The organism is Mycolicibacterium sediminis, assembly GCF_010731735.1.
GTDB classification, from domain to species: domain Bacteria; phylum Actinomycetota; class Actinomycetes; order Mycobacteriales; family Mycobacteriaceae; genus Mycobacterium; species Mycobacterium sediminis.
Window position 1 is genome coordinate 5,299,987 of record NZ_AP022588.1, and the last position, 20,048, is coordinate 5,320,034.

At 68.5% G+C, this 20,048-nt stretch carries 20 protein-coding genes; 9 read left to right on the forward strand and 11 right to left on the reverse strand.

Annotated elements, in window-relative coordinates:
* From G6N64_RS25230 to G6N64_RS25245, 4 genes are read left to right on the forward strand one after another with little or no spacing between them, the layout of a single operon-like run.
* Complete coding sequence (locus G6N64_RS25230) at positions 1-1,242, forward strand: metal-dependent hydrolase family protein (RefSeq protein WP_163800542.1); 1,242 nt, start codon at positions 1-3, stop codon at positions 1,240-1,242.
* A complete protein-coding gene (locus G6N64_RS25235; RefSeq protein ID WP_163800543.1) occupies positions 1,229-1,681 on the forward strand; it encodes a nuclear transport factor 2 family protein in 453 nt (150 codons plus the stop codon). Before G6N64_RS25230 ends, G6N64_RS25235 begins: the two co-directional genes overlap by 14 nt.
* Positions 1,678-2,814, forward strand: coding sequence for an acyl-CoA dehydrogenase family protein (locus tag G6N64_RS25240; protein WP_163800544.1), 1,137 nt, complete (start codon positions 1,678-1,680; stop codon positions 2,812-2,814). The genes G6N64_RS25235 and G6N64_RS25240 overlap by 4 nt, the downstream gene beginning before the upstream one ends.
* Before the next feature lie 26 nt (positions 2,815-2,840).
* Positions 2,841-3,611 carry an acyl-CoA dehydrogenase family protein gene (locus G6N64_RS25245; RefSeq protein ID WP_163802112.1) on the forward strand — a complete coding sequence of 257 codons (771 nt, stop codon included), beginning with the start codon at positions 2,841-2,843 and terminating at the stop codon, positions 3,609-3,611.
* 4 nt (positions 3,612-3,615) lie between these two features.
* Here G6N64_RS25245 and G6N64_RS25250 read toward each other — a convergent pair whose 3' ends face one another.
* The 3 genes from G6N64_RS25250 to G6N64_RS25260 are packed head-to-tail and all read right to left on the reverse strand — an operon-like array spanning position 3,616 to position 6,118.
* Complete coding sequence (locus tag G6N64_RS25250; RefSeq protein WP_163800545.1) at positions 3,616-4,269, reverse strand: enoyl-CoA hydratase-related protein; 654 nt, start codon at positions 4,267-4,269, stop codon at positions 3,616-3,618.
* Positions 4,266-4,895: a TetR/AcrR family transcriptional regulator gene (locus tag G6N64_RS25255; protein ID WP_163800546.1), complete on the reverse strand. Its 630-nt coding sequence runs from the start codon at positions 4,893-4,895 to the stop codon at positions 4,266-4,268. The genes G6N64_RS25250 and G6N64_RS25255 overlap by 4 nt, the downstream gene beginning before the upstream one ends.
* Positions 4,896-4,930: 35 nt before the next feature.
* Positions 4,931-6,118: an acyl-CoA dehydrogenase family protein gene (locus tag G6N64_RS25260; protein ID WP_163800547.1), complete on the reverse strand. Its 1,188-nt coding sequence runs from the start codon at positions 6,116-6,118 to the stop codon at positions 4,931-4,933.
* A 239-nt stretch (positions 6,119-6,357) separates the two neighbouring features.
* On the opposite strand from G6N64_RS25260, the gene G6N64_RS25265 reads away from it, so the two are divergent.
* The 5 genes from G6N64_RS25265 (at position 6,358) to G6N64_RS25285 (ending at position 10,627) form a co-directional block, all read left to right on the forward strand.
* Complete coding sequence (locus G6N64_RS25265) at positions 6,358-7,008, forward strand: TetR/AcrR family transcriptional regulator (RefSeq protein WP_246230797.1); 651 nt, start codon at positions 6,358-6,360, stop codon at positions 7,006-7,008.
* A gap of 303 nt (positions 7,009-7,311) precedes the next feature.
* Entirely contained in the window at positions 7,312-8,148 is an 837-nt protein-coding gene (locus tag G6N64_RS25270; protein WP_163800552.1) for a mycofactocin-coupled SDR family oxidoreductase, read from the forward strand.
* 12 nt (positions 8,149-8,160) lie between these two features.
* A complete protein-coding gene (locus G6N64_RS25275; protein WP_163800553.1) occupies positions 8,161-8,967 on the forward strand; it encodes a lysophospholipid acyltransferase family protein in 807 nt (268 codons plus the stop codon).
* Between the two features lie 4 nt (positions 8,968-8,971).
* Complete coding sequence (locus tag G6N64_RS25280) at positions 8,972-10,222, forward strand: phosphoserine phosphatase SerB (RefSeq protein WP_163800555.1); 1,251 nt, start codon at positions 8,972-8,974, stop codon at positions 10,220-10,222.
* Between the two features lie 177 nt (positions 10,223-10,399).
* Complete coding sequence (locus G6N64_RS25285) at positions 10,400-10,627, forward strand: hypothetical protein (RefSeq protein WP_163794996.1); 228 nt, start codon at positions 10,400-10,402, stop codon at positions 10,625-10,627.
* 246 nt (positions 10,628-10,873) lie between these two features.
* On the opposite strand, the gene G6N64_RS25290 is transcribed toward G6N64_RS25285, so the two are convergent.
* The 8 genes from G6N64_RS25290 to G6N64_RS25325 form a co-directional block, all read right to left on the reverse strand.
* A complete protein-coding gene (locus tag G6N64_RS25290) occupies positions 10,874-13,300 on the reverse strand; it encodes a CaiB/BaiF CoA transferase family protein (protein ID WP_163800557.1) in 2,427 nt (808 codons plus the stop codon).
* 7 nt (positions 13,301-13,307) lie between these two features.
* Positions 13,308-14,270 carry an enoyl-CoA hydratase/isomerase family protein gene (locus G6N64_RS25295; protein ID WP_163800559.1) on the reverse strand — a complete coding sequence of 321 codons (963 nt, stop codon included), beginning with the start codon at positions 14,268-14,270 and terminating at the stop codon, positions 13,308-13,310.
* 8 nt (positions 14,271-14,278) lie between these two features.
* On the reverse strand, positions 14,279-15,415 hold the full coding sequence (locus tag G6N64_RS25300) for a M24 family metallopeptidase (RefSeq protein ID WP_163800560.1): 1,137 nt from the start codon (positions 15,413-15,415) through the stop codon (positions 14,279-14,281).
* Positions 15,416-15,418: 3 nt separating this feature from the next.
* Positions 15,419-16,594 carry a M24 family metallopeptidase gene (locus G6N64_RS25305; protein ID WP_163802113.1) on the reverse strand — a complete coding sequence of 392 codons (1,176 nt, stop codon included), beginning with the start codon at positions 16,592-16,594 and terminating at the stop codon, positions 15,419-15,421.
* 65 nt (positions 16,595-16,659) lie between these two features.
* The gene (locus tag G6N64_RS25310) at positions 16,660-17,832 is read right to left on the reverse strand and encodes an amidohydrolase family protein (protein WP_163800561.1); all 1,173 of its coding nucleotides are present in this window, start codon (positions 17,830-17,832) and stop codon (positions 16,660-16,662) included.
* A gap of 49 nt (positions 17,833-17,881) precedes the next feature.
* Positions 17,882-19,117, reverse strand: a complete 1,236-nt coding sequence (locus G6N64_RS25315; protein ID WP_163800562.1) for a cytochrome P450 — start codon at positions 19,115-19,117, stop codon at positions 17,882-17,884.
* Between the two features lie 2 nt (positions 19,118-19,119).
* Positions 19,120-19,314, reverse strand: a complete 195-nt coding sequence (locus G6N64_RS25320; protein WP_163800564.1) for a ferredoxin — start codon at positions 19,312-19,314, stop codon at positions 19,120-19,122.
* A complete protein-coding gene (locus tag G6N64_RS25325; protein WP_264002381.1) occupies positions 19,311-19,979 on the reverse strand; it encodes a TetR/AcrR family transcriptional regulator in 669 nt (222 codons plus the stop codon). Before G6N64_RS25325 ends, G6N64_RS25320 begins: the two co-directional genes overlap by 4 nt.
* Positions 19,980-20,048: the final 69 nt, after the last annotated feature.

Consider the following 20,048-nt stretch of genomic DNA (forward strand, 5'->3'; position numbering starts at 1 on the left):
GTGCCCCCTCAACCGCCGACAACGCTCAAGGCCGCCGGCTACGTCGACGTCGACGCAGGCGAGATCGTCCGTCCCGGCGTCGTGCACGTCGCCGACGGTGTCATCGTGGGCATCGGTGGTGACCATCCGTCGGAGTCGTCGACCGTCATCGACCTCGGCGACGCGATCCTCCTGCCCGGGCTCATGGACATGGAGGTCAACCTCCTCATGGGTGGGCGCGGCGAATCTCCTGGCCTGTCCCAGGTCCAGGACGATCCGCCGACCCGCGTGCTGCGCGCGGTCGGCAACGCCCGCCGCACGCTGCGCGCCGGCTTCACCACGGTGCGCAACCTCGGCCTGTTCGTGAAGACCGGCGGGTACCTGCTCGACGTCGCGCTCGGCAAGGCGATCGAGGACGGCTGGATCGAGGGACCCCGCGTCGTCCCGGCCGGACACGCGATCACCCCGACCGGCGGCCATCTCGACCCGACGATGTTCGCCGCCTTCATGCCGGGCGCCCTGGAGTTGACGGTCGAGGAGGGCATCGCCAACGGTGTCGACGAGGTCCGCAAGGCCGTGCGATACCAGATCAAGCACGGTGCCCAACTCATCAAGGTGTGCGTGTCCGGCGGGGTGATGTCACTGACCGGAGAGGCCGGTGCACAACACTATTCGGACGACGAGCTGCGCGCCATCGTCGACGAGGCGCACCGCCGTGGCTTGCGGGTGGCCGCCCACACCCATGGCGCCGAGGCCGTCAAGCACGCCGTCGCGTGCGGCATCGACTGCATCGAGCACGGCTTCCTGATGGACGACGAGGCCATCCAGATGCTCGTCGACAACGAGCGCTTCCTGGTGACGACCCGCCGCCTCGCCGAGGCCATGGACGTGTCCAAGGCTCCGAAGGTGCTGCAGGACAAGGCCGCCGAGATGTTCCCGAAGGCCAAGACGTCGATCAAGGCCGCGTACGAGGCGGGCGTGAAGATCGCGGTCGGCACCGACGCACCTGCCATCCCGCATGGCAAGAACGCCGACGAACTCGTCACCCTCGTCGACTGGGGCATGCCTGCCGCCGCGGTGCTGAGGGCGGCCACGGTCGTGGCTGCCGATCTGATCAACCGGACCGACCTCGGCCGGATCGCCGAGGGGTACCTCGCCGACGTCATTGCGGTGCCCGGCGATCCGCTCGAGGACATCTCCGTTACACAGCATGTCAACTTTGTAATGAAGGGCGGTAAGGTCTACCGACATGACAGTGCCTAACAGTCAGCGCACGACCCGCACCGAGGACCTCGTCGACATCCAGCAGCTCCTGGCGAAGTACGCGGTGACCATCACCCAGGGCGACGTCGAGGGCCTCGTCGAGGTCTTCACCCCCGACGGCACGTACAGCGCCTTCGGCTCGACCTACACCCTGGCACGGTTTCCCGAACTCGTCGCAGCCGCTCCCAGCGGCCTGTTCATGACGGGCACGTCGCTGGTGAACCTCGACGCTGACGATCCGGACCGCGCGACCGGCACGCAGCCGCTGTGCTTCGTCGAGCACTCCTCGCACGACATGCGCATCGGCTACTACCGCGACGAGTACCTGCGCACCGACGACGGTTGGCGACTCAAGACCAGGGCCATGACGTTCATCCGACGCAACGGCGACCACGACTCCGGTCGCCCGCACGCGATCGGAAGGCCAGAGGCAGGATGACCGCCGACACGAGCACCGACGTCCCGACCACCACCGACTTCCGCGCCCGCCTCGTCGCGTGGCTCGGCGAACACGACCTGACCCCGCCCGGTGATCACTCACTCGACGCTCACCTGGCCCAGCACCAACGCGTCCTCGGCGCCCTGAACGACGCGGGCTGGATGCGCTGGGGCTGGCCGGAATCCGCTGGTGGACTGGGCGGGCCGATGATCCTGCGCGCGATCGTGGGCGAGGAGATCGTCGGCCGTGGACTCGACGATCCCGGGCCGTACTCGATGCTCGAGGTCCTCACTCCGACGATGATCGACTACGCCCGACCGGAACTGGCCGCCGAGATGGTTCCCCTCTTGCTCTCCGGACGAGAGACCTGGTGTCAGGGCTTCTCCGAACCAGGATCCGGAAGCGACCTGGCCTCGTTGACCACCAAGGCCGAGCAGCGGGGTGATCGTTGGATCGTCAACGGGCAGAAGGTGTGGACCAGCTACGCGCAGTACGCGAAGCGGTGCATCCTGCTCACCCGGACCGGCGATCGATCCACGCCGAACCACGAGGCCCTGACCGCGTTCTTCGTCGACATGGACTCCCCCGGGATCGACGTCCGCCCACTGCGCACCATGCACGGGGTCGACGAGTTCTGCGAGGTCTACTTCGACGACGTCGAGGTGTCCGCCGACCGCATGCTCGGAAAGCCGGGTGATGGTTGGCAGCTCGCGATGGACCTGCTGCCGTACGAGCGATCGACGTGCTTCTGGCAGCGCATCGCACACCTGTACTCCAGGCTCGACGCGCTGATCACCGACGTCAGGGAACTCGGCGCGGCCGCGGACGCGGAGATGGGCGAGGCCTACCTGGCGCTGCACACGCTGCGCTGCCGTTCGCGGGCCACGCAGCACCGTCTGGGCGACGGCGAGAAACTCGGACCCGAGACATCGATCGACAAGGTGCTGCTGGCCGGCGCGGAACAGACCCTGTACGACACGGTTCACGACCTGCTGCCCGGCGCGGTGGAACTCGACGACTCGTCGTGGCGTACGGAGTACCTCTACTCGCGGGCGGCGAGCATCTACGGCGGTACCGCTGAGGTACAGCGCAACATCATCGCCCGGCGCCTACTCGACCTCGGAAGGGAGTGACCGTGTCGGATTCGCACTCCCTCGGCATGCTCGAGGACGCACTGCGCAAGAGCATGTCCTCGACGTCGGGTCCCGAGCTGGACGCCGCACTGGCCGAGCTGGGCTGGGCCGACATGCTGTCGGACGCGTTCGACGAGGCCATCCCCCTGGTGTTCCGGCTCCTCGGCGAAACCGGCTCGCACGCCTCGGTTCTCAACGACGTCGTCCTCCTGACCGCGGGTCGCGAAGAGGGCCTGACGCCGGCGCTGCCCTTCGCCGGCGGCGGCTGGGTGGAGTGGGACTACGCCAGGGAGCCGGCGAGCACCGCGCTGGGCGGGTTGCCCCTGCACCCCGTCGACGAGGGCGGTCACCTCCGGCTACCCGATGCGCGCCGGGCGGTGGGCTGGTGGCTGGTCGGCACGGCGCGGGCGATGCTGACGCTGGCCCGCCGGCACGCCCTGGACCGAGTCCAGTTCGGCAAGCCCATCGCGTCGTTCCAGGCCGTCCGGCACCGGCTGGCGGAGACGCTGGTGGCCATCGAGGGCGCCGAGGCGACGCTGAACCTGTCCGGTGTGGACAATCCCGACCTGACCGCCCTGCTGGCCAAGGCGGCCGCGGGGCGGGCCGCTCTGACCGCGGCCAAGAATTGCCAGCAGGTGCTCGGAGGAATCGGTTTCACCGCCGAGCACGAGCTGCACCTCCACGTGCAGCGTGCGCTGGTGCTCGACGGATTGCTGGGCAGCTCACGGGAACTGACGAAGCGGGCCGGGGCGGGTCTGCGTGCCCGCGGGTCGGCACCTCGCCTCGCCACGCTGTAGGTCGCTACACGGTCAGCGCGGTCACCGCGGCGCCGAACATGGTGGTCTTGATGGCTCCCAGCGTGCCGCGGTCCTTCGCACCGATGGCCGTCAGCAGTGCGGTCGCCGAACCCACGACGGCTCCCTCGGCGGCAGCGGCGTCGACGATCCCGATGGCCGCAGCGTCGTCGCCGCCGAATCGGCGACCCGTCGTCATGGACGCGACCGCGGCCCGGGGAGACAGCTTCGCCTGGATCAGTGCCGCCATCCCCGGGGTGAACGGGATGTGGATGTCGACCTCGGGGAAGCAGAAGTACCCGCGGTCGGCGCGCATGACGCGGTAGTCGTGGGCCATGGCGAGCATGGCGCCGGCACCGAACGCGTGCCCGGTCACCGCGGCCGCGGTGGGCATCGGCAGGGTCAGCATCCGCGCCAACAGGGCCTGGACGCGGCCGACGTAGGTGGTCGTCTGATCACCGTGCGCCATCAGCCAGTCGAGATCGAGACCGTTGGAGTAGAACTTCCCGGACGCCGTGGTCACGAGGGCGTGGGCGTCGGAGGCGACCACCTCGTCGAGGATCGCGTCGGCGTGGTCGAGGAAGTCCGGCGAGAACCGGTTCTCGTCGTTCCCGAGATCCAGATGGGCGACGTCGTCGGTGATGCTGAGGGTGATGGTCATCGTCGTTGGCTCCTTGACTGTCTGCGTGCTGGTGGTCCGACGGCGAGGACGGCGCCTACCGCCTCCCGAAGCTGTGTGCGGGCGGTCGCGTCGTCGAGGCGCCTGCGCGCGAGCAGGATGGCCGTCGGCAGGTCGACCACGCACGTTGTGATGACGTCGACGGCCGCGGCGTCCCCGCGGTCCCACGTGGCCCTGGCGAGCCGGATCATCAGGTCGACGAGCACCCGGTCCGTCGCCATCAGTTCCGCGGCCAGGTCGGCGGGCAGGTCGGCGCCGATCAGCTGGTCGCGGCTGACCGTCGACAGGAGTCGAGCCGACTGCGGCGACCGGTCCGCGAACACGGCGAGCGCGTCGGCGGCGGCCACGACGGCATCCGTCGGATCACCCGTCGCGAGGGCCGACTCAACCGACTCGGTCTGCATCGCGAGGAACCGATGGGCGGCCCGCAGCCAGGTGCGGGCGACGAGCGCAGCTCGGGATCCGAAGCTGTGGTAGATGGCTCCGTTGGACACGCCGGCGGACGCGGCGACGGCACGGATGGTCACCGCTGCGGGCCCCGCCTCGGCGGCCAGCGACTCGGCGGCGTCCAGGACGGCGTCGGGGTCGTGCAGACGCGGGCGGGCCATGCCGGGAAACAGTAACAGAGCAACCGCTCCGTAACTCACCCGCGAGGGAGGCCGAGCACCCGCTGGGCGATGATGTTGCGCTGGATCTCCGAGGTGCCGCCGGCGATCGTGCCCGCGAAGGTACGGATGTAGCGATCGAACCAGCTGCCCGCATACCCATCGTGGTTGAGCGCCACGAACGGCGTGGACATCGCGGGATGGGTCAGACCATCGTGGCCGTGCGCGTGTAGCGCATGGTCGGCGGCGGCCTGTCCGGCCTCGGCGCCCATCAGCTTGAGCACCGACAGCGCGGCGACGTCCTCCTCACCGCGGGCCGCACGTGCGACCGCCGCCGAACCGAGCAGTCGCAGCGCTTGATCGTCCATCGCCAGCGTGGCGAAGTGGCCTCGCTCGACGTCCGACCCCGGGTGCCAGTCCTCCAGCAGGTCGGACAGACGGTCGGCGTAGCTGAGCCACAGCATGTTCCGTTCGTGCCCGAGCGACCCGCTCGCCACCGTCCACCCCTGGTCCAGTTCGCCGACGAGGTTCGCGGCGGGTACGCGGACGTCGCTGAAGAAGACCTCGTTGAAGTCCATGTCGTCGCGATCGGCGGCCGAGGCGAACGGTCGGCAGGTGACACCGGTTGCGGCAGTGGGGATCAGCAGCACGCTGATGCCCCGGTGCTTGGGCGCGTCGGGGTTCGTGCGCACGAAGGTCAGCAGCACGTCGGAGTCGTGCGCGCCGGACGTCCACACCTTCTGGCCGTTCACCACGAAGTGGTCGCCGTCGGCATCCGTCGAGCGAACCGCGGACGTGCGCAGTGACGCGAGGTCCGAACCGGCGCCCGGCTCACTCATGCCGAGCGCTGCGGTCATGTCGCCGCGCAGGATCGGGATGGCCCAGTCCCGTTTCTGCTCGGGTGTGCCGAACGTGATGAGGGACGCGGCGATGATGCCGACGCCCTGAGAGTTGAAGCTGGGCACCATCCGCCGGCGCGACAGTTCGATCTGATGGACGTACTGCTCCAGCATCGTGGCGTTGCGACCGCCGAATTCGGGCGGATGGCCGGGTACGAGCCAGCCGGCGTCGAACAGCAGTCGCTGCCACCGCCGGGCCCAGTCCGGAAGGTGAGACGACGACCGCGGGCGTTCCAGCGCCTCCGCGTCGGTGGGTCGATGGTCGTCGAGGAACGCGACGAACTCCGCTCGGAAGGCCTCGAGATCGGCATCGAACACGAGTTGCACGGCACTCCCCGGGTATGGGTGGACACACGCGACGCGGCCTGCAGTCCGCCGTCGTCGGGCGGGAACGCGCCTTCCACGTAGCCCTTCATAAAAGGCGTAGATGAGAATACTATTCTCATCATGGGGAAGTTACAATCTCAGACACGTCGGTCGAGAGGGGGTCTTGGACCACTATGCCCCGCCGGACTCCGGTACAGTTTCTCCATGCTCTACCCGACCGCCCTGCGCACGAGCCGCTGGTGACGAGCCCCAGCGAAGAGCCGGCCTGGAAGCAGCGAGCGGTCGAGCGGTCGATCAAGACGGCCAAGCTGCGCGCCGCTCAGCGGGTTCAGCGGTTCCTCGACGCCGCCCAGGCGATCATCATCGAGAAGGGCAGCACCGACTTCACCGTGCAGGAGGTCGTCGACCGTTCGCGCCAGTCCTTACGCAGCTTCTACCTCCAGTTCGACGGCAAGCACGAGTTGCTGCTCGCCCTCTTCGAGGACGCGCTCAGCCGGTCCGCCGAACAGATCCGGGCGGCCACCGCAGGGCACACCGACCCGATGGAGCGACTGAAGGTCGCCGTCCAACTCCTGTTCGAGTCCTCACGACCGGATCCGGCCGCCAAGCGGCCGCTGTTCACCGACTTCGCCCCGCGCTTGCTGGTGTCGCATCCCGCCGAGGTCAAGATCGCACATGCCCCCCTCGTCATACTGCTCACGGAGCTGATGGAGGAGGCGTCGAAGGCGGGCGCCCTGCGACCCGAGGTCAGTCCGCGTCGCATCGCCGCGATGACGATGCAGACCGTCATGTTCGTGGCGCAATCGAGCGGTACCGACGACGGCACCAACAAGCCGATCTCGGCCGACGAGGTCTGGGACTTCTGCGCTCGGGGCTTCGCCGCCGAGTAGCCGAGAACTCCGTTCTCGCCGTCGCACAACGACTCGCGCCGGTCGCTCGAGGCCCCGACCGGCCACGTACCTGGCGGCGTCGCCCCGGTGGCGCGCGGTAACTGGCCGCTCGCGTCACCAACACCCGTGGAATGTGCGTCGGTACTTCACCTTCCGCGTCGGCGACGCGATCGGACATGACTTCTAAGCGGTCGGTACAAACGGCACGCTCGACGACGGCCGTTGACACAATGGGATGCGCGATGACAGAGTGCTGAGCAGATGCACAGCATCTGACGACCCCACATAGAGCAGAGGTTTCGCATGGCAGGGCGGTTAGAGGGCAAGGTCGCGTTCATCACCGGCGCAGCGCGCGGACAGGGCCGCGCACACGCGGTCCGGATGGCCCAGGAGGGTGCCGACATCATCGCCGTCGACATCTGCAAGCAGATCGACAGCGTGCTGATCCCGCTCGCCAATCCCGAGGACCTCGCCGAAACCGCCGATCTGGTCAAGAATCTCGACCGCCGCGTCTTCACCGCCGAGGTGGACACCCGCGACTTCGATGCCCTCAAGGCCGCGGTCGACGCCGGCGTCGAGGAATTCGGCAGGCTCGACGTCATCGTCGCCAACGCCGGCATCGGCAACGGCGGTCAGACCCTCGACAAGACCAGCGAGGGCGACTGGGACGACATGATCGCCGTCAACCTCTCCGGAGTGTGGAAGACCGTCAAAGCCGGTGTGCCGCACATCATCGAGGGCGGCCGTGGCGGGTCCATCATCCTGACGAGTTCGGTCGGCGGCCTCAAGGCCTACCCGCACACCGGCCACTACGTCGCCGCCAAGCACGGCGTCGTCGGCCTGATGCGCACCTTCGCCGTGGAGCTCGGCGCCCAGAACATCCGCGTGAACTCGGTGCACCCGACCAACGTGAACACGCCGCTGTTCATGAACGAGCCGACGATGCGGCTCTTCCGGCCCGATCTCGAGAACCCGGGACCCGAGGACATGAAGGTCGTCGGCCAGATGATGCACACGCTGCCGATCGGCTGGGTGGAGCCCGAGGACATCGCGAACGCCGTGCTGTTCCTCGCCTCCGACGAGGCGCGGTTCATCACCGGTGTCACCTTGCCCGTCGACGGTGGCAGCTGCCTGAAGTAGCGGCGTCATCCCATGCCCGCCGACGACCCGCAGCCCGGTGGACTCGAGAAGTTCAGCGTGGCCGTCACCCGACGGGTCGTCGAGCGGGCGGGCCCGCTCCTGCGCACCTGGTTCCGCGCCGAGACCCACGGTCTCGACGCCTTCCCCGCGACCGGCGGAGCATTGGTGGTGTCCAACCACTCCGGTGGGATGCTGACGCCGGACGTGCTGCTGTTCGGCACCGCCTTCTATCGCAGGTTCGGTTATGACCGGCCACTGGTCACGCTCGCGCACTACGGCGTGGTGATGGGCCCCCTCGGCGACCTCATGCCCAAGGTCGGGGTGATCGAGGCAAGTCCGTCGAATGCGGAGGCCGCCTTGGCCTTCGGTGGTGTGGTGCTCGTCTTCCCGGGTGGGGACTACGACTCCTACCGTCCGACCCACCAGGATGCGGTCATCGACTTCGGCGGCCGCACGGGGTACGTCCGCACCGCGATCGACGCCGGCGTCCCCATCGTCCCGGCGGTGTCGATCGGCGGCCAGGAAGGCCAGCTGTTCCTCACCCGCGGCAATCGGCTCGCGAAGCTGCTCGGACTGCCCAAGATCCGGATGGACATCCTGCCCGTCACGTTCGGCTTCCCCTTCGGTCTGAGCGTCCTCATCCCGCCCAATCTCCCGCTGCCGACGAAGATCGTGACGCAGGTCCTGGAGCCGATCGATCTCATCGCGCGGTTCGGGCCCGACCCGGACGTGGCCGAGGTCGACGTGTACGTGCGGTCGATGATGCAGTCGGCGCTCGACGAACTGGCCCGCAAACGCCGCTTCCCGGTCATCGGCTGACCCCGTGTGGGTTCTCGGCGACGGGACGTCGGCTCCCATCCCCGCCGACGCCGCCGCCCTGATCGACGGCGGTCCGCGCTTCCTCACCGACGCGTTCCGCCGGTTCGGCTCACTGCCGCCGACGAACGAGGTCACCGCGATCACCGAGTGCGTCGAGGTGGTGGGCGGCAGTACCGGCCGCAAGCTGACGCTGACGGTCGCCTACCGCCGTCCCGGCCCGCAGACGGAACTGTTCGTGAAGTTCTCCCGCGACCCGACCGATCCCGCTCGCGACCACGGCCGCACCCAGATGGCACCCGAAGTCGCCTTCGCCACACTCTCGACCCGCCCCGGCTTCCCGATCACCGTGCCCACGACCATGTTCGCCGACTACCAGCGCGAGTCCGGGACGGGCATCCTCGTCACGGAGCGCATCACGTTCGGCCGCAACGGCATCGAGCCGCAGCACGTCAAGTGCGCGGACTACGACATGGACGATCAGCTGGGGCACTATCGCGCTCTGTTCACCGCCGTCGCCCGACTGGCGGCCGCGGACCGCGCCGGTGCGATCACCCACGACCTGGGCGGCGATGCGCCCGCCGTCGGTGACCGGCCGAACCTGGACGCGGACCGCCTGCATCGCCGGCTCGACCGCCTGACCGAGTTCGCATCCGACCATCCGGGTCTGCTCCCCGCCAACGTACGGACCGCATCGTTCCTGTCGGGCCTGCACGACCACCTGCCGCGTCTGCTGGCCGCCGAGGCACGTGTCTCGCGCGAACTCGGCGCACACCCGGAACTCGTGGCGCTGTGCCACTGGAATGCCAACGTGGACAACGCCTGGTTCTGGCGTGACGCGGACGGGACGCTGCGGTGCGGGCTGCTCGACTGGGGTGGCGTCGGGCCCATGAACGTGGCAATGGCGGTCTGGGGTGCGATGTCCGGCGCCGAGACCGCGATGTGGGACGACCACCTCCCCGAGCTGTGCGCGGCGTTCGGCGACGAGTTCGTCCGGTCCGGCGGAGGGTCGTTGGACGTCGATCGCATGATCCGGCACGTGCTGCTCTACGCATCGGTCATGGGAATGACGTGGCTGCTCGACGTCCCCGCCCACGTGCGCTCCGCAGTGCCCGGCCTGAGCGCGGCCACCACCCGGATGGACGCCGCCATCCGCGACGTGGAGAGCGTGCGCTGCCGGCTGCAGATGCTGACCAACGTGCTCAACCTGTGGGAGACCCACGGCCTCGGTCAGATGCTCGATTCACTCGAGACCTGACCCCGGCATTCATCGTTTGCCAGAACCGATCGCTCAGGCGGTCTACACCGCGGTCATGTGCGTCTCCTATGAGGAACTGGCTTTCGTCCAGAATGCGAATACATTGGAATTCGTAGCCACCGGGGAATTCGACCGGAGGCACTCGCAGACCAATGCAACGCCACATAGGAGAAGAAGATGAAATTGCGTTACGTCGCCACACTGCTCGCGTCTGGTGCCGCCGCCGCAGCGATCGCAGCCGCCCCGGCCGCCGCCGCCGCACCGATCGCCGACACGGCCCCCACGGGTTCGACGATCACTCAGCGTGACGGCCACGTGCACATCGATGCCAGGCCACCGGTGGTGTCCGAGCCTCGGAGCTACGGCCAGTTCTCGTCCCCGGCACCGTTCATGTTCTTTGACTGAGCCGCGGCACGTGGGAGGTCTTAGACCCCCACCGCGAACCCGGAGCCGCGGAGCCGTTCCCATCGGGGACGATTCCGCGGCTCTTTCGCATTCTTGGAATGGAACCCATTCGGCGACCGATTGGCGACATTCCGTGAAGTCGGCATGAATCGGGTTTGGCCCCTTCTGTGCATTCGGCATGAAATGGTTGCCATGACCGCCACCTCATCGGTAGCACCCGCTCGCAGTTTGCCAGATGCGGCCGCGTCACGCCGTCGACCGACGACCGCCCGGCCCCGGCGCGGTACCGATCACGCGCTCCTCGACCAGTACGCGCAGTTCGTCGTCGGTGAGGCCGAGGCCCATCAGCAGCTCACCGGTGTGTTGGCCGAGCAGAGGCGCCGGGGACCGGTGGAACGACGCCGGCCCGTCGTCGAGGCGGATCGGCAGCGTGCTGTGCGACGCCGTCGGGTTCACCGGATGCTCCACCCGCTCGAAGAACCCGCGGTGCGTCAGCTGGTCGATCTCCGTCTGCCGGTGCGGTTGCATCACCTTGGCGACGGGAACGCCGGCGTCGCCCAGCGTTTCGACCACGTCGTCGCCGCTGCGGGACGAACACCACGCCGCGAGGTGTTCGTCGATCGCGTCGTGACTGCCGCGCCGGCCGGCCGCGTCATGCAGTGCCGGATCCGCGGCCCACGCCGGACGCCCGAGGGCCTCGCACAACGAATCCCACTGCCCGTCGGTCGCGACGGCGATCGCAACCCAGCAGTCCTCGCGTCCGAACTCGTCGACGCCGGAGACCTTGTAGACGTTCTGCGGCGCCGCGGCGGGCCCGCGGTTCCCGTCGCGCTGCAACAGCGCGCCGTAGGCGGTGTACTCGATGACCTGTTCGGCGGCGACGTTGAGGGCCGCGTCCACCATGGCCGCCTCGACGAGCACTCCCTCACCCGTGCGGCGTCGATGCTCGAGGGCCAGCTGTACCGCGGTCAGCGCATGGATGCCCGCGTTGGGATCGCCGATGGAGTACGGCTCGTACGGGTTGCGATCGGGATACCCGGTTCGCCAGCTCAATCCGGACGCGTCCTCGATGATGTAGGCGAACGCCGGGTTGTCCCGCCAGGGTCCGTCCAGTCCGAAGCCGGGCATCCGGAGCATGATGACGTCGGGGCGCAACTCTCGTACGGAGTCGAAGTCGAGCCCGATCTGGTCGATCACCCGGGGCGTGAAGTTCTCGACGATCACGTCGCACGTAGCGATGAGACGCCGCAGCAGGTCTCGGCCGGCCTCGGTCTGGAAGTCGAGGGTGATCCCCAGCTTGTTGGTGTTGAGGGCCGAGAAGATCGGGGACCGCTCCCACCACTGCTCGACGGTCGCCGGGATGCCCGCGATCAGGCGCGTGCCGTCCGGGCGCGGTGTCGACTCCAGGTGGATCACCTCGGCGCCGAGCATCGCGAGCGCGTGGGTGCACGACGGGCCCGCCCAGAAGGTGGTCATGTCGAGTACCCGAAGACCACTGAACGGCAACGGGTCCCGCGGTGATTCGTTCGTGGGAGCAGCCTGCCTGGGCGCAGCGGGTAGGGCGCGAGCCGCCTCGGTGTGCTCGCCCAGTGTCGGCGCCGGCGCGGGCGGCCGCAGGGTGACGCCGCTCAGCCGATACGGGTGGCCGGGCTGGACGAAGTGTCCGCGCGGATTGGGAACGAACGTGCCGCGCGCGACGTAGTGGTCCATTCCGGTGACGTTGGCGCCGTTGCCCACCGGCGAGTTGGGGATCCGGAACGCCGACGCGAGGTCGCGGACGTCGTCGACGTTCTGATTGCGCAGCCAGGCGTACAGGTCATCGGCGTGCAGGTTGGCCTGCTCGGTGATCGTCAGCGAGGAGGTCTCGTCTATCCACTCGTCGTGGCCGGACATGGCGCACAGGTCGAACCACTGCTGCGCGGTACCGCAGCCGAGGGCGACGAGCCCGTCGGCCGCCTGCGCGACCCCGGGGACCGTCGGTCTGCGTTCGGTACGCCACGGGCGACCGAGCATCTCGTGATAGGTCACCGGATAGTAGGTGAGGCCCAGGATCTGCGCCTCGAGCATCGACAGGTCGATCAGCTCGCCGTGGCCGTCACGCAGTGCGCGGTGCCGGAACGCCAGCGTCATCGCCGCCGCGTAGGCACCGGCCAGCCAGTCCCCCACCTGGCCGCCGACGTGTACCGGCGCCCGGTCCTGGGAGCCCCGGCCGATGCCGATTGCGCCGCCCGACCACGCCTGCAGGGTGAACTCGGTGGCCGGCCTGTCCCGCCACGGACCGTCGAGGCCGAACGACGTGATCGAGGTGACGACGAGGTGCGGGTGCCGGGCGCGAACGGCCGCGGGGCCGAACCGGTCGTGCTCGGCCACCGCGGATCCGCGGGACCACACGACCGCGTCGGCCGCGGCGATCAGCTTCTCGACGAGCCCGACGTCGGCCTCCCGGACGGGATCGGCGACCACGCTTCGCTTCCCGCCGGACAGGAAGGCGAACAGCGCACCGTCACCCGCGGTGTCCGCGCCCGAGGCGGACCAGTGGCGCAGCGGATCGCCCTCGGGCGGTTCGATCTTCACGACGTCAGCGCCGCCGTCGGCGAGCAGCTTGGTGCAGTAGGCGCCGGCGACGCCGGTGGACAGGTCGACGACGACGTAGCCGTCCAGGGGGGCCGTCACGTCGAGACTACTTGGGCTTCTTGCGGTTCTTCTTGCTGAGCCGGAAGTCCGGTGGGAACTTGTCGTCGTTGGCGTTGACAGCAGCGGCCAGGCCGCTGTCGATGGATTCCATCATGTCGAGGTCTCCGCTGTCGTCGTTGGCGACGCCGCTGCCCATCGACTCGAAGAACGCACTCAGCAGGCTGCCCATGTACTCGCCCTGGTGCTGCTTGTAGATCTCGAAGAACACCTTCTGCATGTACACGGTGTCGACGGGACGGTTCCTGGCGCACGCCAGCGCGTACTTCTGCGTCTCGGCCTCGAGTTGGTCGCGCGTGACCACCTTGTTGAGGAAGTTGCACTTCTCCATGTCCTCGGCGGTGAACGGTCGACCGGTGAACACCATCTCCTGGAACTTGCGCAGCCCCATCATCTGCACCCAGGTCCACATCCGCGGACCCCACCCGTAGTAGCGGAACGACGGGTGCCCGAACAGTGCGTCGTCCGAGGAGACGACGAGATCGGCGTCGGCGCACTGGTAGAAGTGCCAGCCGTAGCAGTACCCCTTGGCCTCGACGATGCTGATCTTCTTGAGTTCCTGCAGCGGCCGGTTGCCCGCCTGCACGTTGGCATACCAGCCGCTGATCGTGGCGCCGTTGCGGAACGTGTTCTTCGGTGGGTAGTTCACGCCGAGTCCGGGATCGTCGACGCGGAGTTCGCGCAACCGCTTCTCCGGTTCGTCGATGCCCTCCATGAACTCGGGCAGATCCGCCCCGCTGCCCAGATCGTCACCGACACCGCGGATGACGACCACCTTGACGTCGTCGTCCACGCTCGCCGCGCGGATGACGTCGGCGTACCGCAGGCGTGCGTCGGACGTCGGGGCGTTGAGGAACTCGGGCCGGTCGAACGTGATGGTCGCGATCCGGGTCTTGCGGTCCTTCTCGTACCGGATGATCTCGTCGGCCGCCGGCCGCTTGCTCTTCGACATCGCCGTCCTCAGTTCGATCCGACGGACGCACGGCTGCGCGCGATGCCGGACGTCAGCACCTCCGGGGCGTCCTCGGTGATCAGCACCGCGTCCCTGGTGAAGACGGCGCCCACGCCGGCCTCCCACACGTACCCGGTGACCGCGAGGACCATCCCCGGTTCCAATCGCTCGGCGGCATTCGTGACTGGTAGGTCGGCCGAGATCACGGGCGGGTCGAAGCCCAGCCCGAGCCCGTGCGCGACGGGGGTGGCGGGCAACGCCTCACCGGACGCCTCGTAGGCGCCGAGCAGGTCGGCGCCGGCAGATCCCGGCCTGCAGACCCGCAACAGGTTGTCCCACAGCGCATCCGACCGGTCGAACAATTCGGCCGATCCCGGCGCGTCGCCGACGGGCCAGGTCCGGCCCACCTCGCCGACGTAGCCGTCCGCCAGCGCCCCCGCGCTGAGCGCGACCAGGTCGCCGTCGCGGACGCGGCCGTCGCTCTCGTCACGGCGCCACGAGTGTTGCCTCGGCGTGATCCACGCACCGTCCTGGGTGGCCGGTGTGGTGACGCCACCGGCCGCCATCGCCTCCATCATGGCGCCGGTCAGCGACTGCTCGGTGATGCCGGGCGCGAGTTCGCGCCGCGCCACCTCCAGTGCGGTCTCCGCGATCCCGAGAGCGCCTCGCAGCACGGCGATCTCGTCGGGGGTCTTGATGCGGCGGGCCACCCGCAGCGCCGGCTCCGCGTCGACGAACTCGGCGTCGGGGAACGCCAGCGGCAGCAACTGCGCGAACGTGGGTGTCAGCGAGTCGGTTCCGACCCGTCGTACGGTCGCCGCCCCGGGCAGGGCCTTGAGGACGTCGACGAGGGTCATCGGATTCCACGCCAGGCCGTACAGGTGGTCGTGGCTGATCTCGTCGGGGATGCCCTCGTCCCACGTGCTGTTCAGGTGGATCTCACCGGTGGACCGGATCACCTCGCAGATGGGTCCGAACGGGCGGGTACCGGCCACCCAGAGCTGCGGGGCGCCGGTCACGTACCGGACGTTGGCCTGACGTCCCAGTACCAGGATGTCGATGTCGTGGGCGTCCATCTGGGCCAGCGCACGGTCGCGGCGTCCCCTGCGCAGCGCGGCCGGATCGGGCAGGATCTGCATAGCCATCGGTCAGTTCCTCCCGTACGGCGCGTAGGGGTAGTCCGTGATCGACTGGTAGCCGTCGTCGGTGATGACCACGATCTCCTCGCTGCGGTAGCCGCCGGTGCCGTCTTCCCAGACGACCGGTTCGAGCACCAGCATCATCCCGGCGGGGAAGACGAAGTTGTCGTCGAACTCGGCACCGAGATCCGTTCCGATCATGGGCATCTCGGCCGCGTTGGTGCCGATGCCGTGGCCCAGGTAGAAGTGCGGCAGCCACGGCTTGGTGCCACCGTTGGCGGCGATCGCCGCACGCGCGAGATCGCCGCAGGTCGCGCCGGCCTTCGTCACGGCGAGCACCGCGTCGAGGATCTCGCGCCACCGCTCGAACTGGGCGTGCTGCCGATCGGTGACCCGGTCACCGACCACCCAGGTGCGACCGAAGTCCGAGCAGTACCCCTGATAGGTGATGCTGACGTCGGTCCACAGGACGTCGCCGTCGAGCAGTTCGCGCTCGGTGGTCAGCAGTGGCAGCGCCAGGTCGCCGGTGGTCGTCCAGACGTTGCCGCTCACCCGCGTCGTCGGCATGACCTGCCAGATGGCCTCCAGCATGTTGGCGGTGGCGCCGAGTTCGAACGCCCTGCGGACAAACGCCGCCGACAGGTCGACCTGCCGGACGCCGGGCGCAAGCGACCGCTGCACTTCGGCCGCCGCCTCCTCGGTGATGCGGCAGGCCTTTCGGATGCAGGACACCTGATCCGGGGTCTTGACCAGCTTGGCCGGCCCGACCACCTGAGCTGCGTCCGACGGCGGACCGGCGGGGAACAGTCGCGCCTGCGCGCGTCGCATCGCACCGGTCAGTTCGTCGACGGCGACCGCGCCGCCGGCGGGCACCAGGTCGGCCAGTGCCCGCTCGAGACGCTCGACGCCCTCGTCGAATTCGAGGTACAGCGGCGGGTGGACGTGATCGGCGGGCACCTCGAGGTGGGAGTTCGACCCCTCGCGCAGCGGCATGAAGACGTGCGGGTGCGGGTCGTCGACGAGGACCACCGCCACCGGCCGCTCGACGTGGGACAGGCCGGCGTCCAGCAGCGGCCAGCTGACACCCGTCGCGTAGACGACGTTGCCGTTGCCGAGCAGGACCAGTGCGGCAATACCTCTGTCTCGCATCAAGTTCCGCAGTCGGTCGCCGCACTCGCGGTACATCCGGGCGCGGTCGGGCAGCTCCGGGATGTCGATCGCCGAGCCGATCGTGCCGGGAATGGTCGCCGTCACGCGATCCCCAGGAACTTCTGCACGTTGATACTGACGATCTTGGCCGCGTTCTCCGGCCCCACCGCCCGCACCACCGATGCCAGCGACTTCTCGGAGTAGCCGTAGGTGCTCTCGTTGTGGGGGTAGTCGCTGGACCACATGACGCGATCCACGCCGATCTCGTCGATCAGCCGCAGCCCCAGCGGATCCACCATGAACGAGGCGCTCATGTGGTTGTCCCAGTAGTAGCGAGGATCGTGCTCGAGCTGGTGGTTGAACATGTGCCGGTACGACGCCAGCATGTGTTCGGCGTCCTGCAACGCCGTCGGCACCCAGGCGATGCCGCCCTCGAACCACCCGATCCTCAGCGTGGGGTGACGATCGAGGATGCCGGAGAACACGTACTTGGCGAACTGTTCGCGGAACGAGTCGACGTTGACCATCATCCCGACCACCACGCTGTTGTTCTGGCACGGCGTCTTCGGCGGGGTCTCGCCGATGTGGTGGGTGACCGGCACGCCGGAGTCCTCGATGACGTCCCACACCGCGTCCATGTCGGTGCTGCCGTAGTCGAAGATGTTGCCGTCGTCGTCCTTGCCGGGATTGAGCGGCAGCAGGAAGGTCTTGAGGCCGAGCGACTTCAGCTCGGTCAGCGTGCTCTCGGTGCCCTTGGGATCCCACCAGTTGATGAGGCCCACCCCGTAGAAGTGTCCGTTCGACCGCTCCTGCAGGTCGGCCATGACCTCGTTGTAGATCCGGAACACACGCTCGCGCAGCGCCTTGTCCGGGTAGTGGAACAGCGCGAGTACGGCGTTCGGGAACGCCAGTTCCTTCTCGATGCCGTCCTCGGCGAGTTCCCGGATCCGCGCCTCGATGTCGTTGGTGGCCGCACCGGCGAGGTCGTCGTACTGCATGAGCACGCGACCGAAGTCACCACCGGTCCACGCCTTGCCGTTCATGCCGACCATGTAGGCGCCGTTCTCGTACCAGATGCGCGGCGCCGCTCCCTTCATGTCCTCGGGGAAGCGGTCGTAGAAGATGTCGTCGGCGACGGAGATGTGATTGTCGGCCGAGAAGACCACGGTGCCCGCTGGCAGTCCGAAATCGCCGGTCGCGTGACCCTTGCGGTGCTTGGGCGCCCCGAAACCCTCGGGCGGATACAGGGACGGCGCTTCGGTGGTCGCGGTCATCGTTGACACTCCAATCGGGCTGGGCTGGTGGAACGTGGCTGTGTGGTGGTCACCAGGTGACCGGGAGTTCGTACACGCCGTAGGCGAGGCGGTCGTGCTTGAACGGCACCTGATCGAACGGGATGGCGAGTTCGAGAGTCGGAATGCGACGGAGCAGCGTGTGGAACACGATCTGCAGCTCGGCGCGCGCGAGCTGCTGGCCGACGCACTGGTGGCGTCCGTACCCGAACCCCAACTGCTGACCTGCATTGCGGGTGAAGTCGAGCCGGTCCGGTTCGGCGAAGGCCGCGCCGTCCCAGTTGGCCGGCGCGAGGTCGATGATGATGCCCTCGCCGGCGCGGATGGTCTCGCCGCCGATCTCGATGTCGGCGGTGGCGACGCGTCGCTGTCCGTTCTGGATGATCGACAGGTAGCGCATGAGTTCCTCGGCGGCGTTCGCGATGAACTTCGGGTCGTCGGAATCCCGCAGCAGCGCCGCCTGTTCGGGGTTCTCGAGCAGCGCGAGCACCCCGATGCCGATCATGTTCGCGGTGGTCTCGTGGCCGGCGATGAGCAGGCCCGTTCCGAGCTGCGCGGCCTCCTTGACGCTGATCTCGCCCGCGGTGACCCGCTCGGCGAGGTCGGACACCGCGTCCTCGGACGGGTCGGCCATCTTCTGCTCGACGAGGTTGATGAGGTACTTGTGCAGGCTCATCGCACCCTTCTGCCCGTCTTCGGCAGAGGCGTAGCGGGCCAGCCCGACGTTCGCGTGATGCTGGAAGAACTCGTGGTCGGCGTAGGGGACGCCGAGCATCTCGCTGATCACCGTGGTGGGCACCGGCAGTGCGAGCTGGGTGATGACGTCGGTGGGTCGGGGCCCCGCCAGGATCGTGTCGATGCACTCATCGGTGACCGCCTGGATCGCCGACCGGAGCCCTTCGACGCGCTTGAAGGTGAACGGTTTCGACAGCATCCGGCGGAATCGGGTGTGTTCCTCGGCGTCGGAGGTGAACACCGAGCGCGGCCGCTTGTCGACCGTCGAGAGCATGTGCTCGTTCCAGTGCGGGAAGCCGTCGATCCGGTCGTCGACGCTGACCCTGGGGTCGGCGAACAGCGTGCGCGCGACGTCATGTCCCGTGATCAGCCAGGGCGTGCTGCCGTTCCAGATCCGCACCCGCGACAGCGGTGCGGCGTGGTTCATCTCGAGCATCTCCAGCGGGGGCGAGAACGGGCACCTGGCCGCACGCTCCATCGGATACTCGGGCACCTCGGCGGACACGTGGTCCTTGGCGAGCGTGTCGGTCATCGTCACTCCTCGATGTGGATGGCCAGGGCGGGGCATGCCGTGGCGGCGCTACGGGTGTCCTGCGTCCGGTCGTCACCGGGGCTGTCGGTGAGCAGTTGCACGACGCCGTCGTCGTCGCGCTGGTCGAACACGTCCGGGGCGTTCATGACGCACATGCCGGACGAGACGCACCTGTCCTGATCGACGGTGACCCTCACGGGGTGTCGCCCTCTCCGGTCACGGGCGCCAGCCACACTCCGACGATGGCGTCGATCAGTCCGGATCCGGCTGCCCGCCAGGACGATCGGGCGACGGTGGCGCCGTTGGCCAGCGCGCGCTCACGGTCGGCGCAGCTGTGCATCAGCAGGTTCCTGGCCATGATGTTGCGCTCGAAGCGGATGTCGAGTGGCAGGTCCGGCAGGCAGGCGTTGATGCCGTCGACGACCTCGACGAGCGAGCGCGAACTCAGGGCATCCTTGACGACGATGCCGTGGTAGGCCGGGTCCGTCATCGCCTGCGCGGCGAACCGCGCGTACCACGTCGGGTTGCCGAGTGCCTCGAGGTGGTCGGTGAGGGGACGGACGAGGCAGGCCACCCAGTCGCGCAGATCCGTGGAGCCGCCTGCCGCCGCCACCATCTCGTCGCGGAGCTTCTCGACGGGGGCGCGGTGGCGCTGCTCGATGGCGCGGACCAGGTCGGTCTTGGTGCCGAAGTGGTAACCGACGGCGGCGTTGTTGCCCTGTCCCGCAGCCTCACTCACCTGCCGGTTGGAGACGGCGAAGACACCGTGCTCGGCGTAGAGCCGTTCGGCGGCGGTCAGGATGGCCTCGCGCGTGGTGCTGGCACGGTCGGCCCGCGGGGCCTTGCTGGTGATCACCGTCACGTGTCCAGTCAACGCGGCTCGAGGTATTAAGTCAAGCGATTGATTTAATCGTTCGCGGTGGTTGGACAC

Coding starts and splice junctions, on each gene's coding strand:
- G6N64_RS25235 (WP_163800543.1), top strand. CDS start 1,229: ATGACAGTGCCTAACAGTCAGCGCACGACCCGCACCGAGGACCTCGTC.
- G6N64_RS25240 (WP_163800544.1), top strand. CDS start 1,678: ATGACCGCCGACACGAGCACCGACGTCCCGACCACCACCGACTTCCGC.
- G6N64_RS25245 (WP_163802112.1), top strand. CDS start 2,841: ATGCTCGAGGACGCACTGCGCAAGAGCATGTCCTCGACGTCGGGTCCC.
- G6N64_RS25250 (WP_163800545.1), bottom strand. CDS start 4,269: ATGACCATCACCCTCAGCATCACCGACGACGTCGCCCATCTGGATCTC.
- G6N64_RS25255 (WP_163800546.1), bottom strand. CDS start 4,895: ATGGCCCGCCCGCGTCTGCACGACCCCGACGCCGTCCTGGACGCCGCC.
- G6N64_RS25270 (WP_163800552.1), top strand. CDS start 7,312: ATGGCAGGGCGGTTAGAGGGCAAGGTCGCGTTCATCACCGGCGCAGCG.
- G6N64_RS25275 (WP_163800553.1), top strand. CDS start 8,161: ATGCCCGCCGACGACCCGCAGCCCGGTGGACTCGAGAAGTTCAGCGTG.
- G6N64_RS25285 (WP_163794996.1), top strand. CDS start 10,400: ATGAAATTGCGTTACGTCGCCACACTGCTCGCGTCTGGTGCCGCCGCC.
- G6N64_RS25295 (WP_163800559.1), bottom strand. CDS start 14,270: ATGTCGAAGAGCAAGCGGCCGGCGGCCGACGAGATCATCCGGTACGAG.
- G6N64_RS25300 (WP_163800560.1), bottom strand. CDS start 15,415: ATGGCTATGCAGATCCTGCCCGATCCGGCCGCGCTGCGCAGGGGACGC.
- G6N64_RS25305 (WP_163802113.1), bottom strand. CDS start 16,594: ATGTACCGCGAGTGCGGCGACCGACTGCGGAACTTGATGCGAGACAGA.
- G6N64_RS25310 (WP_163800561.1), bottom strand. CDS start 17,832: ATGACCGCGACCACCGAAGCGCCGTCCCTGTATCCGCCCGAGGGTTTC.
- G6N64_RS25315 (WP_163800562.1), bottom strand. CDS start 19,117: ATGACCGACACGCTCGCCAAGGACCACGTGTCCGCCGAGGTGCCCGAG.